General features: G+C 37.2%; 16 protein-coding genes and 1 tRNA gene. 4 read left to right on the forward strand and 13 right to left on the reverse strand.

The window, feature by feature from the left end:
- The first annotated feature begins 19 nt into the window (after positions 1-19).
- Positions 20-286: a DksA/TraR family C4-type zinc finger protein gene (locus tag M997_RS15940; protein WP_064721100.1), complete on the forward strand. Its 267-nt coding sequence runs from the start codon at positions 20-22 to the stop codon at positions 284-286.
- A gap of 99 nt (positions 287-385) precedes the next feature.
- Here the strand turns inward: M997_RS15940 and M997_RS15945 are convergent, their stop codons facing one another.
- Positions 386-2122 carry a pyridoxal phosphate-dependent decarboxylase family protein gene (locus tag M997_RS15945; RefSeq protein ID WP_064721101.1) on the reverse strand — a complete coding sequence of 579 codons (1737 nt, stop codon included), beginning with the start codon at positions 2120-2122 and terminating at the stop codon, positions 386-388.
- Between the two features lie 707 nt (positions 2123-2829).
- Between M997_RS15945 and M997_RS15950 the strand changes: the two genes are divergently transcribed.
- On the forward strand, positions 2830-3279 hold the full coding sequence (locus M997_RS15950; RefSeq protein ID WP_064721102.1) for a hypothetical protein: 450 nt from the start codon (positions 2830-2832) through the stop codon (positions 3277-3279).
- An 89-nt stretch (positions 3280-3368) separates the two neighbouring features.
- On the opposite strand, the gene deoD is transcribed toward M997_RS15950, so the two are convergent.
- The 11 genes from deoD to M997_RS16005 form a co-directional block, all read right to left on the reverse strand.
- Positions 3369-4085 (reverse strand): purine-nucleoside phosphorylase, encoded by a 717-nt coding sequence (gene deoD / locus M997_RS15955; RefSeq protein ID WP_064721103.1) that lies wholly within the window; start codon positions 4083-4085, stop codon positions 3369-3371.
- Positions 4086-4164: 79 nt separating this feature from the next.
- Complete coding sequence (deoB, locus tag M997_RS15960) at positions 4165-5391, reverse strand: phosphopentomutase (RefSeq protein WP_064721104.1); 1227 nt, start codon at positions 5389-5391, stop codon at positions 4165-4167.
- A gap of 66 nt (positions 5392-5457) precedes the next feature.
- Positions 5458-6780 (reverse strand): thymidine phosphorylase, encoded by a 1323-nt coding sequence (deoA, locus tag M997_RS15965; RefSeq protein WP_064721105.1) that lies wholly within the window; start codon positions 6778-6780, stop codon positions 5458-5460.
- A gap of 70 nt (positions 6781-6850) precedes the next feature.
- Positions 6851-7630: a deoxyribose-phosphate aldolase gene (deoC, locus tag M997_RS15970; protein ID WP_064721106.1), complete on the reverse strand. Its 780-nt coding sequence runs from the start codon at positions 7628-7630 to the stop codon at positions 6851-6853.
- A gap of 519 nt (positions 7631-8149) precedes the next feature.
- The gene (locus tag M997_RS15975) at positions 8150-9451 is read right to left on the reverse strand and encodes a NupC/NupG family nucleoside CNT transporter (RefSeq protein WP_064721107.1); all 1302 of its coding nucleotides are present in this window, start codon (positions 9449-9451) and stop codon (positions 8150-8152) included.
- A gap of 354 nt (positions 9452-9805) precedes the next feature.
- On the reverse strand, positions 9806-10600 hold the full coding sequence (locus tag M997_RS15980) for a TatD family hydrolase (RefSeq protein ID WP_064721108.1): 795 nt from the start codon (positions 10598-10600) through the stop codon (positions 9806-9808).
- Positions 10597-11658, reverse strand: coding sequence for a patatin-like phospholipase family protein (locus M997_RS15985; protein ID WP_064721109.1), 1062 nt, complete (start codon positions 11656-11658; stop codon positions 10597-10599). The genes M997_RS15980 and M997_RS15985 overlap by 4 nt, the downstream gene beginning before the upstream one ends.
- A 128-nt stretch (positions 11659-11786) precedes the next feature.
- Entirely contained in the window at positions 11787-12128 is a 342-nt protein-coding gene (locus M997_RS15990; protein ID WP_064721110.1) for a BON domain-containing protein, read from the reverse strand.
- A 433-nt stretch (positions 12129-12561) separates the two neighbouring features.
- Positions 12562-14151 (reverse strand): peptide chain release factor 3, encoded by a 1590-nt coding sequence (gene prfC / locus M997_RS15995; RefSeq protein ID WP_064721111.1) that lies wholly within the window; start codon positions 14149-14151, stop codon positions 12562-12564.
- 722 nt (positions 14152-14873) lie between these two features.
- Positions 14874-15320 carry a ribosomal protein S18-alanine N-acetyltransferase gene (gene rimI / locus M997_RS16000; protein WP_064721112.1) on the reverse strand — a complete coding sequence of 149 codons (447 nt, stop codon included), beginning with the start codon at positions 15318-15320 and terminating at the stop codon, positions 14874-14876.
- Entirely contained in the window at positions 15289-15699 is a 411-nt protein-coding gene (locus M997_RS16005; protein ID WP_064721113.1) for a DNA polymerase III subunit psi, read from the reverse strand. The genes rimI and M997_RS16005 overlap by 32 nt, the downstream gene beginning before the upstream one ends.
- A gap of 129 nt (positions 15700-15828) precedes the next feature.
- Here M997_RS16005 and rsmC point away from each other — a divergent pair, with 129 nt between their 5' ends.
- Complete coding sequence (rsmC, locus tag M997_RS16010) at positions 15829-16845, forward strand: 16S rRNA (guanine(1207)-N(2))-methyltransferase RsmC (RefSeq protein WP_064721114.1); 1017 nt, start codon at positions 15829-15831, stop codon at positions 16843-16845.
- A gap of 169 nt (positions 16846-17014) precedes the next feature.
- Positions 17015-17101 (forward strand) — tRNA-Leu (locus tag M997_RS16015).
- Between the two features lie 48 nt (positions 17102-17149).
- On the opposite strand, the gene M997_RS16020 is transcribed toward M997_RS16015, so the two are convergent.
- Positions 17150-17413, reverse strand: a complete 264-nt coding sequence (locus M997_RS16020) for a DUF1435 family protein (protein ID WP_064721115.1) — start codon at positions 17411-17413, stop codon at positions 17150-17152.
- Positions 17414-17470: the final 57 nt, after the last annotated feature.

Here is a 17470-nt window from a genome sequence, read left to right on the forward strand (position 1 = left end):
GTTGGAATAGGAGAATATTATGGCAAGTGGATGGGCTAATGATAGTGCTGTTCAAGAGCAAATAGATGCCACCATTGAAGACGCAATTGCAAGAGCCCGTAATAAAATGGCACAAGGTGAAAGTGCTGAGTACTGCGATGAATGTGGAGATGCTATTTCTCTTGCTAGGCAAAAAGCCGTACCCGGTGTACGTTATTGCATAAACTGCCAAGACATCTTAGATAAAAAGAATAATGCATTTAGTGGTTATAACCGCCGAGGCAGCAAAGATAGCCAACTCAGATAATCTCTAGCATTAGTGCATAGAACAAAAAAACTGTACTTCAATATGAATTACTCTCAACTAAAGTACAGTTTGTTTCTATTTAATCAGCCAATTATTTAATTAAATTTTTGCTACTTTCTTTGAACTTTGATTTTGGCTCATCTTAGTTAATATTTTCAAAAAATTATCTATATGCGCACGCTCTGTATTCGGATTCATAAATACAGCTTTCTCACCCGGAATATAAACATAACGATTATTTTTCGCATATTTAGAACATGCAATAGAGTCTACCCAGTTAGTAAATAATCCTTCTCTACCACGTTGTAAGAATAGTTTTCTATGCCACTGTGTATTATGAACCATAAAGTCATAAGCGTCTTTATCCGTAGAGCACGTTAGCTCTAAATCAAAAGCAACATTAGGATCTTTAACTAAATTAGGATCATAAAGTTTAAAACCAACACTTGGCCCTTGGTTTTGTGGCACGATAACCTTTGCATTACCCATTTCTAATAATTGGTGACGCATATAGTTCGCATTTTGTAGACAGTGAGCAATAATGGTTTGATAACCTTCAACGCCCATATAATGCATAGCTGAATAAGCGCCAAAGATCCCCACACCACTACGCGTACATTCGATAGTAGATTGTAAGTGAGTTTGCCCTTCTAGCTCATGTTCAAAGTAAGTAAAGTTTTCTGGGTCGTTTTCTAGTGCAACGAAATCATTACCATTCTTAACTAACACCATACTTGAAGTGTAAGGGACATAACCCCATTTATGAAAATCGATAGTGATTGAGTCGGCATATTTCAGATGTTTGAATTTCTCAACATTTTCACGTAATCCTTCTAATGTCGCGTCATTAATAGCTAATGGATTGCCACTAAAATCATATTCTAAGAAGAATATAATAGGCCAGCCCACAGCGGCATCAACGTGAACGTGTGGCTTAACTGGAATTTCAAACTCTTCACATAAGCGGTCACGCAGCTCACAAACACCTTTAACATCATCAACACCAAAAGTGTCGGTTGTGCCTGTAGTGAGCATAATAGTTGGCACTTTACATTTCACTGTAAAGCAGGCTCTTAATTCGTGTTCTAAGTGATCTAAATCGATAGTGTTATCTTCAGCTACTTTAATACGGATAGTTTTGTTATCCACATCAACACCTAGCAGCGCAAGGTTCGTCATATTAGAATAATGACCGCCTTGAGAGTTGATAATACGATAATCTTGATCAGCAGCCATACCTAAATGCTTAGAATTAGGCATAGACTTACGTAACCCGAATAAATAACCGTATAAGTTACACATGGTACCGCCTTGCGTGAACACGCCCGACGCCACTTCAGGATCATAACCCACCAGCTTTGCAACTTTTTTGATTGTGACTTTTTCTAATCCATCTGCAATACCAGAGTATTCACAATACACCATATTAGGGTTACCCATTAACCCTAATATTGAACCGTAAACACCCGGATCACTTGGCATTGCAATTACGTTTTCAACCGCTAATGGATTCTCCCAGTTTTTACAAAGAGTAGAAACGAGCATCAGCAGTTCATTAGGATCGTTTTCTGGATAATTAATATGCTGTTGAACTTGTGTATCAGACATTAAACGTTCAAATAACTCAGGCCCATTAGAATAACGCTGTAATTGATCCTTATCATTGGTTGTCGTTTTTCTAAACTGTGTAATAGATTGGATTGTTTTATCCTGAAATATCGGCCAATACTTCGGGTTACGGCTGAAAAAGTGAGCAATAACGTCATGGTATTTCTTCTCAAATTCAGCGTTTAGAATGTTAGCAGAAGATAAACCTAATAAATCTTGATTTTTCACTATATTCTCCAAATAAAACCGATGATAACTTAAATTAATTGCATAACAATACTATACAATTTCTTATTAAATAAGTTAGTTACTTATGTGATAACGAATAATCACATGGTAACATTATATGGACAATAATAGTTATATATATCAACAAATTAAAAGAGAATGGAAAGCTATATTTACAAGTAAGGTATTTTAATAATCTCTTTTATGTGATTGAGATCACAATGAAAAATACTTTAATAACAAAGATATTGAATGAAATAATTACAATATGTTGATAAATATATAAAAACAAGCCATTTACAACTAACATACTGATATTACTAACCTCTTCATTCGATAAGTTATATTAATCTGTTTTTTCTATAATAGAACTCCAATTGATTACATTAAATGCAATCAAGCCTTTTAAATTAAAAATAAAACACTATTTTTTATTTATAATTTAGATTATATATTTAATTTTAATCACTACTTAGAAATAAAATTTCACATAAGTTAACTATCACTATTATTTTTCTTGAAATAAAAAAACAGATAACCATAACTAGTTATTTATTCTGTATAATTGATAAATTTTAGTTAAAGTGAAAATATAATTACGTATCTAAACTATTAGGAGTTTTTACTCTACATATTTTTCGGTCTTAGCCGATACTTACAGTAATACTCGAAACAATATGAGGTGGGCGTTAAATGGAGAGAACAATATGAGAGCATCTATTATTGCAGCTGCAGTATTCGTATTAGTAGCCTCAAATGTAGAAGCTAAAGAGTATTCTTGTCAGCTTGAAAATGGAAAATATGTCAGCGTCTTCGCTGAACAAGGTAAACCACCCATTTATCGATATGGCACATTAGCGAAAACTGAGATAACGCTTCCAGTTCCTCAAAAACAAAATAACAATGTTTTTTATGGTCATCAGATGTTTGTGGCAGGTGCCTCTACTTATGTACGCTTTAAAAACGGTAACTACAGTTATGTGGTTTATGATGGTGAGGGACGAGGCTGGTACTTTAATGGTGTGATCATTTATAAAGATAATAATATTATTAGTAAAAAAGAGTGCAAAGAGCCTTCATCTCTTAATTTAGGCGATATTGATAAATATACGATTAAAGTTGATCCTTATTTAGAAACTTATATTTATGCTCCTTAGTTTTTAATTTATTTATTAAAAATAAAACTAAACAAAAAAAGCCCAATTAAAATTGGGCTTTTTCATTTTAAGCAACGAGGCTCTATCGATTAGTCTTCTAATAACAAAACAGATTCTAATGCGATCTCAATCATTTCGTTAAAGGTAGTTTGACGTTCTTCAGCTGTCGTTTGTGTACCTTTCTTGATATGGTCAGATACAGTACAAATAGTCAGTGCTTTTGCACCGTATTCCGCAGCAACACCATAAATACCAGCAGCTTCCATTTCAACACCTAGGATGCCGTATTTTTCCATTACATCAAACATTTCAGGATCTGGTGAATAGAACAGATCTGCAGAGAAGATATTACCCACGCGAACTTTGATGTCTTTTGCTTTCGCTGCATCAACAGCGTTTTGAACTAATTGGTAATCAGCGATAGCTGCAAAATCTTGGTCTTTGAAACGCAGACGGTTAACTTTAGAGTCAGTACATGCCCCCATACCAATAACAACATCACGTAGTTCAACATCAGGTAATACAGCACCACATGAACCAACACGAATGATCACTTTTACGCCAAAGTCAGTAATAAGTTCTTTCGCATAAATAGAGCAGGAAGGGATACCCATACCGTGACCCATTACAGAAACTTTACGGCCTTTATACGTACCTGTAAAACCTAACATACCACGAACACTATTTACCTGACGAACGTCTTGTAAAAAAGTTTCAGCGATGTATTTAGCACGAAGCGGATCGCCCGGCATTAAAACGACATCAGCAAAATCGCCCATTTCTGCGTTAATATGAGGGGTAGCCATAATTCTTCCTTTTAATTAATCTTTTTACTTACTATTCAAATAAATCGGTAGGTATATTGCTATACCTACCGAAGTAAAATTAAAACATCGCTTTACCATAATCGACAGGTGATACACCGAAGTATTTCACAACAGTTTGTCCGATATCGGCAAATGTTTCACGATGACCTAATGAACCAGGTTTAACTTTAGGACCATAAACTAAAACAGGGATATGTTCACGTGTATGATCTGAACCCGGCCAAGATGGGTCACAACCGTGGTCTGCGGTTAAGATAAGAATATCATCACCAGTAACCAATTCCATCAGCTCAGGTAAACGACGGTCAAATAATTCCAACGCTTCACCATAACCAACTACATCACGACGATGACCATAAGAAGAGTCAAAATCAACAAAGTTGGTAAATACGATAGTGTTATCACCAGCTTGTTTCATTTCTTCTATCGTTGCATCAAACAATGCATTAATACCGGTTGCTTTCACTTTTTTCGTAATACCTACGTTAGCGTAGATATCCGCAATTTTACCGATAGAAACTACATGCCCTTGTTTCTCATCAACCAGTTTTTTCAACATGGTTGGTGCTGGTGGCTCAACGGCTAAGTCATGACGGTTACCAGTACGTGCAAAGTTGCCTGGTTTGTCTCCAATAAATGGACGAGCAATAACACGACCAATATTGTAATCGCCTTTATTTAATTCATCACGAGCGATTTCACACAGTTCATACAGCTTATCTAAGCCGTAAGTTTCTTCATGACAAGCAATTTGGAATACTGAGTCAGCAGAGGTGTAGAAAATCGGTTTGCCGGTTTTCATATGTTCTTCACCCAGCTCATCAAGAATGACTGTACCTGATGCATGGCAGTTACCTAAGTAACCCGGTAATTTTGCACGCTTAACGATGTTTTCTAACAATTCTTGTGGGAAAGAGTTTTTCAGATCTTTAAAGTATCCCCAATCGAACAGAACAGGAACACCCGCAATTTCCCAGTGGCCTGACGGAGTATCTTTACCAGAAGAGATCTCACTTGCATAAGCATACGCACCGATAATATCTGCGTTCTTATCTAAACCAATAGGGAATTCACCAGCAGATTCTTCTGCTGCTTTGGCTAAACCTAAACGGCATAGATTAGGTAAATGAAGAGGACCTTTACGACCGTCTTTATCTGCTTTACCTTCAGCAAACGCTTTTGCGATACTACCTAAAGTGTTTGAACCTTGGTCGCCAAATTTCTCCGCATCACCGGCAGCACCGATACCGAAGGAATCTAATACCATGATATATACACGTTTCATAATTCTCTCTCCTGTGTCATTTTCCGTAGACCACGGATATGTCACTTATAAATCGTAATTGAGTTCTTATTCGCTGATTTGGCGGTAAACCATTGGTGATGCTTCACGTTTGCTGTCACCAATTTTTATTGCTTTACGTACTTCAGCAGCGGCTTCTTGCCATGATTTTTCACTATTAGCGTGGATCATCGCCAAAGGCGTATCAGAGCTGATTTCAGCACCCAGCGCTGCGATATCGCTTAATCCAACACTATAATCAATAGCATCAGTTGCTTTACGGCGACCGCCGCCTAGTGTCACAACAGACATACCTAAAGCACGGGTATCCATTTCAGTAACAAATCCCGCAGTTTCAGCGAATACAGGTTTACTTAATACCGCAGTTGGCAGGTATTTATTGTAGTTTTCAACAAAGTCAGATGGACCTTTTTGGGCTGCAACCATACGACCAAATACTTCAGCCGCTTTGCCATTATCCAATACATCTTGCAGTTTTTGACGAGCCTGTTGGCGATCATCTGCTAAACGACCTGATACTAGCATTTCAACACACAAAGCCATGGTAACTTCAAATAAACGTGGGTTACGGTATTCTCCAGTTAAGAATTGAACCGCTTCACGAACTTCAACCGCATTACCTGCGCTAGAAGCCAGAACTTCGTTCATATCGGTTAACAGCGCTGTGGTTTGACAACCAGCACCATTAGCAACTTTTACAATAGACTCCGCCAGCTCTTCAGATTTCTGATAAGTTGGCATAAAAGCACCCGATCCAACTTTAACGTCCATCACTAATGCATCTAAGCCTTCAGCTAATTTTTTACCTAAAATTGATGCAGTAATAAGCGGAATCGAATCAACTGTTGCAGTAATATCACGGGTTGCATAGAAACGTTTATCAGCAGGTGCTAAGGAGTTAGTCTGCCCGATAATTGCAACACCTACATTACGAATGATATCGCGGAACTTTTCATCATCAGGAAAAATATCAAAACCCGGAATTGCTTCGAGTTTATCAAGTGTTCCACCTGTATGGCCGAGTCCACGACCAGAAATCATAGGTACATAACCACCACAAGCCGCGACCATTGGCCCTAACATCAGTGAAGTGACATCACCAACACCACCTGTTGAGTGTTTATCAACTATTGGACCATTTAGGTTTAAGCTTTTCCAGTTAAGCACTGTACCGGAATCACGCATAGCTAATGTCAGTGCAACACGCTCTGGCATAGTCATGTCATGAAAATAGATAGTCATTGCTAACGCAGCAATTTGACCTTCAGAAACAGTATTATCTCTGACACCGTTAATAAAAAAGCGAATTTCTTCCTCAGTTAAAGGATGACCATCACGCTTTTTACGAATAATCTCTTGGGCAAGAAACACTGCAACCTCCTGGCTTTATAGTACTAGTAACGCCCATGCTTATTAGCCGTGGGCGTATTTCACGAATGGATTAGTAACCACTAGACGATTTTTGCTCGCCATGACCTAAAGTGGCTAATAAATTACCTAACAAGCTTGACGCGCCAAAACGGAAGTGACGGGCATCAACCCAGTTATCACCCATAATGCGATTAGCTAAAGCAAGGTATTGAGCGGCTTCTTCTGCGGTACGAACGCCACCAGCAGGTTTAAAGCCAACTTCTTTGCCAACACCCATGTCGTGGATCACTTGGATCATTAACTCAGCACTTTCCAGTGTTGCATTTACAGGCACTTTACCTGTAGATGTTTTAATAAAGTCTGCACCTGCTTTAATAGAAATTTCAGATGCTTTACGGATCAGCGCAGGATCTTTCAGCTCACCCGTTTCTATAATTACTTTCAGTAATGAACCCGCTTCAGCACATGCTTCTTTACATGCTTTAACGATATCAAAACCGATTTGTTCGTTACCTGCCATAAATGCACGGTAAGGGAAAACAACATCAACTTCATCTGCGCCATAAGCTAATGCCGCATTGGTTTCTGCTAATGCGATATCTAAATCATCATTACCATGAGGGAAGTTGGTTACAGTTGCGATACGAACGTCTGGTGTACCCTGTTCGCGTAACACTTTACGCGCTAAAGGAATAAAGCGAGGGTAGATACAAATAGCGGCCGTATTGCCTTCTGGGCTTTTAGCCTGATGACACAAAGCAGTCACTTTTGCATCAGTATCATCATCATTTAATGTAGTTAAATCCATCAAAGACAGCGCAAGGCGCGCTGCAGCGGTTAAATCTGTCATAAAACTCTCCAACGATGTTTCTCAAGCCCTTTGGGCTACGCTTAAGGTTAGCGATTAATTTTGTTGGCGAGCGGACTTGGTTCCTTGAAGATGTTGTTGCAGCTTAACACCACAACGACAGCTGAGATCCTTCTCACCGCGCTATGCTCACTTCGGCGACCCGTCATTGAGCTTTCGCCATTCCATGAAGTTTCAGCACATCTTATTTGAACACGCTAAGGAACAATTAGATGTGCTTTACATCACACTAATCAAATGCAACTTGCAATCAATGACATTAAAACGTGATAGAAGTCACTATTTGGCTATTTTCTGCTTTAATGTTACTCGAATATCGCTATTAAGTCGTCGTTATAACGCAAAAAAATCTTAATCTAAACAAAACAACAGACTAATCGGCGATATTCAGTACAATCTGCGAAATATCTCTCATAATAAAAGTAGTTAACATCACACTAGAAAACAAACATAAAAGAGCAGATAGATGAATAACCTATCTGCTCTTAATCAGAAAAATAATTACGCAGCAACAACAGCCATTGCGGTTAATGCAAAGAAGAATCCAGCAATTGTCGCACTCATTAAGTTAGAGAGCGTACCTGCAAGTACAGCTTTCATTCCTAAACGAGCAACATCTTTACGGCGATTAGGTGCCATACCGCCCAATCCGCCTAATAATACGGCAACGGAAGAAAGGTTGGCAAAACCACATAGTGCAAAGGAGATGATTACTTTAGTTTGATCAGAAAGTACCATTAATCCAGAAGCCAATACATTGGCATCTTCTTGAAGATACTTACTAAACTCAGAATAAGCATAAAACTCATTGATAACTAATTTTTGACCAATGAAAGAACCCGCGATAGTCGCTTCATTCCAAGGCACACCAATCAAGAAGGCTATTGGGGCAAATACCCAACCTAAAACGAGTTCTAATGAGAAATTCTCATAACCGAACCAACCACCGATACCACCAAGAATACCATTGACTAATGCAATTAAGGCAACAAATGCTAATAGCATTGCACCTACGTTAAGTGCTAGTTGTAAACCCGAAGATGCACCAGCCGCAGCTGCATCAATAATGTTTGCTGGTTTTTCTTCATCACTCATTTTATCGAGTGCATCTTTTTGATCGTCAGGCGTTTCAGTTTCAGGGATCAGTAATTTAGCAAATAATAAACCACCAGGTGCAGCCATAAACGACGCAGTTATCAAATATTCTAATGGCACGCCCATACTTGCATAACCCGCAAGTACAGAACCAGCAACAGAAGCTAATCCACCACACATTACAGCAAATAACTCAGAGGTTGTCATACGCGCAATATAAGGACGCACAACCAGTGGTGCTTCGGTTTGTCCAACAAAAATATTTGCTGTTGCTGACATTGATTCGGTACGCGAAGTTCCTAGAACTTTTTGTAAACCGCCACCAAGAATTTTAATCACAATCTGCATAATGCCTAAGTAATACAGTACTGCGATTAATGAAGAGAAGAAAACAATAACCGGTAAGACACGTAAAGCAAAAACAAAGCCGCCATTACCAAATAGCTCGAACATTTTATCTGATACTAATCCAGCAAATAAGAAACTCATCCCATTATTGCCGTAATCAATAACATTCTTAACTGCATCAGAAACCGCAAGAAGTACCTCACGCCCTCCTTCAGAGTAAAGAACAAATGCCCCTAAGCCAATCTGAATAAGGAATGCGCCACCAACGGTGCGTAATCTAATAGCTCGTCGATTGCTGGAAAAAAGAATAGCAATTAATACTAACGTTACCATTCCGACCAAGCTCATAATGAGTTGCATTGAAGGATCCCTGTTCACCTAAAAAATTTAATGGATTATCAGTAATACTTGAATTCAAGCCTACTGACTCTTTTACGAAATAATTATACCCAGTCCAGAAAAAGAACCGTCTATATCCATCACACTTAAAGCTCGAAAAAAGTAACATAAAAGTTACAAATGAGACATAGATCACAATAAAAGGGAGCGAAAAGTATAAAAGACAATTTTACGAGAAGGAAAATATCATCTAATTAACAAGATAGGTTTATTACTAATCAACCATTTATAAGAATATAAAAGTAAAGATGTTTTATTTAATTAGTTAAATCAATAATATAAAATCTATTTAGGTGGAAGTTACTCAGCTTAAATTCAATTCAAAGAGACAATATCATCCGTTAACCGAAATAATTGTAGACTATTCAAATAGAGTTGCTCTGCAATAGCTTCTGGTGTTTCTCGACGTAGCTCACAAAGTTGGTAGAAGACATGCTTAATACGCTCAGGTCGATTGGGTTCGCCTTGAAATCCACTTACCGGCATATCGGGCGCATCAGTTTCTAACAATAATCTATCTAAAGGTAATGAAGTAATTGCACGACGCGTTTTTTGTGCCCGTTCATAGGTGATTGTTCCACCCACACCAATAAAATAGCCAAGTTCAATAAACTTTTCTGCTTGCTGTTGACTACCTGCAAAACCATGAATAACCCCTTTACGAGGCACATCATAACGGCGCAACAGTGCATGCAATTTGTCATGACTTTTACGTGAATGAAGAATAACAGGTAAATCGAATTGCGCAGCGAGTTTAAGTTGTTTGATTAAAAAAAGTTCCTGCTTTTGTGTTTGGGGTTCAGCCATATAATTATCTAGCCCAATCTCACCCACAGCAACACAACACGAAGCAGTTTCTAATCGTTCTTTTAATTCAATTAAATGCTGCTCTGTATGCTCATCGATATATAAAGGATGTAATCCTAACGCACCATATAATTGATGATATTTATTTGATAATTCAGTGATAATATCCCAATTCCAACGAGCAACTGCGGGAATAATTATTTTTTCTACATTAGCAAGATGTGCCAACGACAAACTCTGAGTAAGGTCTTGTTGAAAGAGAGGAAAATCAAAATGGCAGTGGGTATCAATAAACTTATTCATTCTTGGACACTCCGTACATCAGGATGCACACTTCGAGTCCCTTTTTGAATAATCTGTGCTTCTTCTGCTTTATCTGATTTTGCTTCATTTTCAAATAAGCTGAAGAGTTTTTTATCGTGCTGTTTGAATTTTTTATGAGAAAAATGTTGCCCTATCGTCGCAAGAAAATAGCGTCCACAACGGCGACCAACATGATAATCATGATTTAACGCATTTAAACGACTTCCTAATGCACTTGATTGCAATGTTGTGGGTGGAAATATCTCAATAATGACAACATCTTCTGGCGGAGACTGAATAAATTCAAGCGTTTGAGTATAGGTTTCAATATGCACTTGAGCCATATGCGTAAAACGTTGTAGACGGCTATTCTCAAACCATTTCCCCATTCGTTCTACCCACTCTGTAGTGTATTGATATTCTGAAGGTACGGTGCGAACAACAACAATAGTGCGACATCCTCGACGATAAGCTTCTCTTACAGGAATAGCATCACTAATACCGCCATCATGATAAACAACATCATCAAACAGTACACCATTGCGATAAAAAGCAGGAATAGCACTAGATGCTTTAATGATATCGAGCCAAGTCATTTCATCTGGTTGAAAATAATTAGCAGCAAAATTATCAGCACGGCACGCCACCATATAAAATTCACGCCCTGCATCAAATCGGCGCAAAGCCTTGTGCATATCTAAGGGCATTTCTTTTGCTGTCGTGTCGATATACCAGTCGAGATCGAGTAGATTTCCTCCTCGCACAAAGCGAATAGGATTAAAGAATTGGTTATTAGTTGTATAGCGATTAATTATCTTACGCGCATAACCGCGCTGTCCACATGCAAAAGCTGATAAATTTTGTGCGCCCGCAGAAACCCCAAGTAAAACATCAAAAGGGTCAAATTGTGAACGCATAAATTCATCAAGAACACCCGCAGTAAAAATACCACGTTGCCCACCCCCTTCGCATACTAAAGCCACTTTGCCTTGAGGAAGGGATGACTGAAATTCGAGTGCACTTATATCATTTAATGTGACAGGTATATATTTCCCCATAATGTCTCCTTTATACAACTTAATAAAGGATACCTGTACATTTTTTTTGCGTCATTATTTTTACGTATTAATGCAAAATAAATCGAATAAAGTTGATTTTTTTTACTAATAAACGCATTTAAAAACCATTATTTTATATTGGCTGAAGAATCAACGCTTTTAACACCTTCAACTTTTTCAATAATTTGAATTAGCTGTGCTTCTTGTTCTTTACTGCTAACAAAGCCAGAAATAAACACATGACCAAACTCAGTACGAATAGAAAGTGAATCACTATCAATGCTTTGGATAGGCAATAATGTATCTTTAATTTTTTTAGAAATAGCGGTATCACTAAGATAATGACCCGTTGTATTTACTCCGCTATTAATTTCACCATACCAAGATGATTCAGCGAGCGCATTAGCACTAAGCAGAGATAACCCTACAACCATAACGAGTAATCGCTTTATATTTTTTTGTTTTTTCATTGCTCTCTCCTTAATCACAATAAGTGGATAGGAAATATGTATATTTGAGTTAAGTAATACAAATTATTGGCAAATAATGTATTCACCCTAATGAACAACCAAGGTTAAATAAAGCAAAAAATAGCAAATAAAGAGTATTCCTAATAACTTTATTCTAAAAAAGTCATTAATAACTACAAATAATCTTATAGATAATTATAAGTAACGATATATTTTGGCGTTATGCTAACAGAAAAAAAAAGGAACAATTCTCTATTAAGAAGGACTTTTAGATAGGATATTAACTAATGCAGAAAATAGTCATCATCATAAAAATAGACAAGAAACAAGCCAATAACGAGTAAACAGTATAGAAAAACAGTAAAATTAGGCCACAAAAAAGTCATGCAAAAATGCATGACTTTTTAATCAATAAGTACGCTTAACTTAAAAATTAATGTTCACGAGTTTGATGGAATTCGACATCAGGATAACGTTCACGAGTTAAGTTTAAGTTAACCATTGTAGGAGCAATATAGGTTAAGTTGTCACCACCATCGAGCGCCAAGTTTTGCTCATTCTTACGCTTAAACTCTTCCAGTTTTTTCTCGCTACTGCACTCAACCCAGCGTGCTGTTGAAACGTTTACTGACTCATAAATCGCTTCAACGTTATATTCACTTTTCAGTCGAGCAACCACCACATCAAACTGAAGCACACCAACAGCACCCACAATTAAGTCATTATTAGCCAGTGGTCTAAATACTTGTACCGCGCCTTCTTCTGATAACTGAACCAGACCTTTGAGTAACTGTTTTTGTTTCAGTGGATCACGTAAACGAATACGGCGGAACAATTCTGGTGCAAAGTTTGGAATGCCAGTAAATTTCAAGATTTCACCTTGTGTAAAGGTGTCACCAATTTGAATGGTACCATGATTATGCAAACCAATAATATCGCCAGGATAAGCATGTTCAACATGAGAACGATCACCCGCCATAAAGGTTAGTGCATCGGAGATAACCACATCTTTTTTGATACGAACTTGATGCAGTTTCATGCCTTTATCGTACTTGCCAGAAACAACGCGTAAAAATGCAACACGGTCACGATGTTTAGGATCCATATTGGCCTGGATCTTAAAGACAAATCCACTAAACGTCTCTTCTGATGCAATGACTTCACGGACATCCGTTTTTCGTGGCATTGGCGCTGGTGCCCATTTTACCAAGCCATCAAGCATATGGTTTACACCAAAGTTACCTAATGCAGTACCAAAGAAAACGGGTGTTAACTCGCCAGCTAAAAATGCTTCATGATCAAATTCATGAGAAGCGCCGAGTACTAATTCCAGTTCATCACGTAATTGTTTTGCTAAATCGTCGCCTATTGCAATATCCAAATCTGGGTTATCTAATCCTTTAATAACACGAGAATCTTGAATAGTATGACCTTGCCCTGTCTGATAAAGGTAAGTTTCATCTTTGAGAATATGATAAACCCCTTTAAACAACTTTCCACAACCAATAGGCCACGTTACAGGACTACATGCAATTTTTAATTCTGTTTCAACTTCATCCATAACTTCCATTGGATCACGAATATCACGATCCAATTTATTCATAAAAGTTAAGATTGGAGTATCACGTAAGCGAGTCACTTCCATTAATTTACGTGTACGATCTTCAACCCCTTTTGAGGAGTCAATCACCATTAAACAGCAGTCAACGGCAGTTAATGTACGATAAGTATCTTCAGAGAAATCTTCGTGTCCTGGGGTATCGAGTAAGTTAACTAGGCAATCAGCATAAGGAAATTGCATCACAGAAGTTGTAATCGAAATACCACGCTGTTTTTCCATTTCCATCCAGTCAGATTTTGCATGCTGGTTTGAACCACGCCCTTTTACCGTTCCTGCGCGCTGAATGGCTTGTCCGAATAACAACACTTTTTCAGTGATGGTTGTTTTACCCGCATCGGGGTGGGAAATTATGGCAAAAGTTCTACGACGAGCAACTTCTTGCTGAAAAATAGGATTAGACATCAATGGTAATCTTCTGGTTGATAGACGGATGAATGCAAGGCACTGATATATTTAGATAAATAATAATTAAGTGGCGGTTAAAGACATTCAATCCGTAAGTTAATCTTAATTGGCGGCTATTTTCGCCTATCTTGTCTGCATAAACAATCGATGGTTGCTATTTTATCTGCTGAAGAGATTAAAGCCTAGTGATTGTGATAATTAAATCACATGCATTTCACCCAATAACCTATAGAATCCACTCCATAGTCTTATATTTATAGGCGACTTTCTTGTTCATCATCTCAACAAAAATTGATTAACAAAGTAAATAAATCACAACTGGGAGCACAAAACACATCAAGAATGTATTAATAAAGCAAAGAATTAGACGCTTTATTTTATGCTAAAGGATGAATGAAGATAAAAATTAGAATAATAAATTGTCTCTCCTTGATTTTAATATCATCTATTTTTTATAAAGATGATTTTATTTAAAACAAAAGTAAATAGGTGCTTTACTTTATTTATCAAAATATTTAGGTTTTGTAACATTATGCTAATAACTTAGATAAAAAATACATCTATAACAAAAGTTAAATTATTTAGATAAATTCCGATTAAGGTAACAAAAAGAATAAAATTAAATAAAATTCATACAAATTAAAAATTATTTATTTAAAATAAAAATAAAAAAACGCCCCAAATAAGGCGTCTTAAATTTAACTTAAAATAATATTTAATTAGAAAGAAATAGGATAAGCCATTATTATCGCATCTTCTTTTCCTGTCTTTGTTGGATAGTAATTTTTACGTACAGAGACCGAATTAAATCCAATAGATTCATAGAGATTAAACGCTTTTTTATTTGATTCCCTTACTTCTAACCACAAAGTCGAGATATTTTTTTTCTCAAGCGTATCAATAAGTTCCATTAACAATGTTTTACCTAAACCTTTCCCTTGATAATCAGGATGAATGGCTATATTAAAAAGTGTTGCCTCATCTAATATTAATTGCGTAATTGCAAAACCTACAATAATATTATCAGTGCAAATTTTCAGATTAAAATAATTACTTCCTTGGTTGCTATAAAGAGTAGCTTCACTCCAAGGGAATGAATGACTTAATTTTTCAATTTGCCATGCCAAAGGTAAATCAGCCGGCTCTAGTGGTGAAATAGTCTTCATATTGGTAGATTTGTTTCCAAAGATCGCGTTTTGCATCGGCATCAAAATATAATTGATGTAACGAAGGGCTTCTCAAAGAAGTATATTGAGAGGGAAGAGAGAGATCAGTGCCTAATAACCAACAGGGAAGATCAAATGATTCTGTGAGCATGCTCACATCATCTGTTGTAATACAATAGATTTCACTTTTATCTATCCCCATGGCGCTAAAAATATCAGAGAAAAGCCCGTTATTTAGATCAACGGTATTATCAGTAATGATAAGTAAACGTGTTGTCCCCGGAAATTGAACAGAATGATCGCCTTTAAGTACAGCAGGCTTACGTAATACCCACTGATTAATTCCAAGTTGGGATAACATTCTGTCTTTACGGCTCATTATGCTTACCTATCAAGTGTAGAACAACGGTACATAGTATCAGAGGGCATAATCTACGCCAATAAATAGCGTCGGTTTCTTTATATCTGATATCATGCGTCTCATGTTTTTTAAGGAGTAATAATCATAATGTCCTCACTGTCCCCTGCAAGCGAAGTTATTCTTCGTCACCTTGATCATTTCGCAGACAGGCACGTACTTATTGCGGGCGATCTTCAAGACACACTAGCGTCGCAGATTCAGGCAAAAAGTGTTAGAGCTTATACAAACCAATACCACCAATGGTTACCATTACTGAAATCAATGGGTGATAATGCACTGTTTGGTTTAGTTGCAGATCAATCATTTGTTAAATATTGCGATACTCTTATCTACTTCTGGCCTAAAAATAAAAATGAAGCCACCTTTCAACTTCGTAGTCTGTGCTCTAATTTACAAGTTGGAACAGAAATTTTTATCGTTGGCGAAAACCGTAGTGGTGTAAAAAGCGCGACCGAATTAATGAATGGTATCGCCAAACTGAAAAAAATAGACTCCGCTCGCCGTTGTAGCCTCTTTTTTGGTACTCAAACTTATCAAACACTGTTTGATCGTAATAATTGGTGGCAGACTTATCGCCATAACGATCTTACCGTTATGGCTTTACCTGGCGTATTTAGCCAAAGCGCATTAGATGAAGGTAGCCGATTATTACTCTCTACATTTGATGATGCTATGGTTGGTGATCTACTCGATATGGCTTGTGGTTGTGGTGTATTAGCCACCGTGTTGGGTAAGAAAAACCCTATGCTAAAACTGACTCTATGTGATGTTAATGCAGCCGCTATTTCTTCAAGTATCGCAACATTAAACGTTAATGAATTAGAAGGCCGAGTTATCGCAAGTAATGTTTACTCTGCGGTTGAAGAAACCTATGACTGGATTATCTCAAATCCGCCTTTTCATGATGGCTTAGGTACAAGTTACGAAGCCGCAGAAGATATTATTCGCCTAGCACCTAACTTCTTGAAAAAAGGTGGAAAACTGAGAATAGTTGCAAACTCATTTATCCCTTACCCAGATATTCTTGATCATGTATTTGGTTCTCATGAAGTTCTTGCTTCAACAGGTAAATTTAAAGTCTACCAAGCAACGAAGAAAGTGTAATAACAAGCCCTGTTTTGACTAGGCAGGGCATCAATTTTTATGATGTTTTTTTTCATCACAAGAAAAGTTTATTGTAAAAAAATAATTGACGTCATAAATAAAAAACCTAAGATCCCCTGTCTATCTGTGATAAATATTTTAATAGATAAGATAGCAAATTGAGTAAGATGCGAGGGTGGCGGATTTGGTAGACGCGCTAGCTTCAGGTGTTAGTATTCTTACGGGTGTGGGGGTTCAAGTCCCCCACTTCGCACCACTCAATTTATTCCTTTCTTGAGTGTTTCGATATTATTATCTCTCACAACTATCCATTATAAGACGTTAAAAGCGTGATTAAACTGTAGGTTAATACAACACCTGCGGGGATGATCACCCACATGCGTAATTTTTGATGAAATAACATCAGTGTTGATAACAACATTGAGATAACTAAAACTAGTGTAAATGCCGCTGTGCCTGCAATGGAGTGAGTTATTACTGTTAGTAGTGAAGAGACAGCTAACATTTCCCATAAGCTAATACGTGAAGTCCAAGAAACGGATTGAGGTAAGCGCGTTGATTTAGCCATAATGTCACACCACTAATGATAATGATTTTCATTATTATATATAACACTCCTGCTAAA

The organism is Proteus hauseri ATCC 700826 (assembly GCF_001654965.1).
In the GTDB taxonomy this organism is placed as follows: domain Bacteria; phylum Pseudomonadota; class Gammaproteobacteria; order Enterobacterales; family Enterobacteriaceae; genus Proteus; species Proteus hauseri.

What these genes read in the sequence shown, in the direction of transcription:
- M997_RS15940 (WP_064721100.1), top strand. Translation starts at nt 20, where the DNA reads ATGGCAAGTGGATGGGCTAATGATAGTGCTGTTCAAGAGCAAATAGAT.
- M997_RS15950 (WP_064721102.1), top strand. Translation starts at nt 2,830, where the DNA reads ATGAGAGCATCTATTATTGCAGCTGCAGTATTCGTATTAGTAGCCTCA.
- deoD (WP_064721103.1), bottom strand. Translation starts at nt 4,085, where the DNA reads ATGGCTACCCCTCATATTAACGCAGAAATGGGCGATTTTGCTGATGTC.
- deoB (WP_064721104.1), bottom strand. Translation starts at nt 5,391, where the DNA reads ATGAAACGTGTATATATCATGGTATTAGATTCCTTCGGTATCGGTGCT.
- deoC (WP_064721106.1), bottom strand. Translation starts at nt 7,630, where the DNA reads ATGACAGATTTAACCGCTGCAGCGCGCCTTGCGCTGTCTTTGATGGAT.
- M997_RS15975 (WP_064721107.1), bottom strand. Translation starts at nt 9,451, where the DNA reads ATGCAACTCATTATGAGCTTGGTCGGAATGGTAACGTTAGTATTAATT.
- M997_RS15980 (WP_064721108.1), bottom strand. Translation starts at nt 10,600, where the DNA reads ATGAATAAGTTTATTGATACCCACTGCCATTTTGATTTTCCTCTCTTT.
- M997_RS15985 (WP_064721109.1), bottom strand. Translation starts at nt 11,658, where the DNA reads ATGGGGAAATATATACCTGTCACATTAAATGATATAAGTGCACTCGAA.
- M997_RS15990 (WP_064721110.1), bottom strand. Translation starts at nt 12,128, where the DNA reads ATGAAAAAACAAAAAAATATAAAGCGATTACTCGTTATGGTTGTAGGG.
- prfC (WP_064721111.1), bottom strand. Translation starts at nt 14,151, where the DNA reads ATGTCTAATCCTATTTTTCAGCAAGAAGTTGCTCGTCGTAGAACTTTT.
- rimI (WP_064721112.1), bottom strand. Translation starts at nt 15,320, where the DNA reads ATGAAGACTATTTCACCACTAGAGCCGGCTGATTTACCTTTGGCATGG.
- M997_RS16005 (WP_064721113.1), bottom strand. Translation starts at nt 15,699, where the DNA reads ATGAGCCGTAAAGACAGAATGTTATCCCAACTTGGAATTAATCAGTGG.
- rsmC (WP_064721114.1), top strand. Translation starts at nt 15,829, where the DNA reads ATGTCCTCACTGTCCCCTGCAAGCGAAGTTATTCTTCGTCACCTTGAT.
- M997_RS16020 (WP_064721115.1), bottom strand. Translation starts at nt 17,413, where the DNA reads ATGGCTAAATCAACGCGCTTACCTCAATCCGTTTCTTGGACTTCACGT.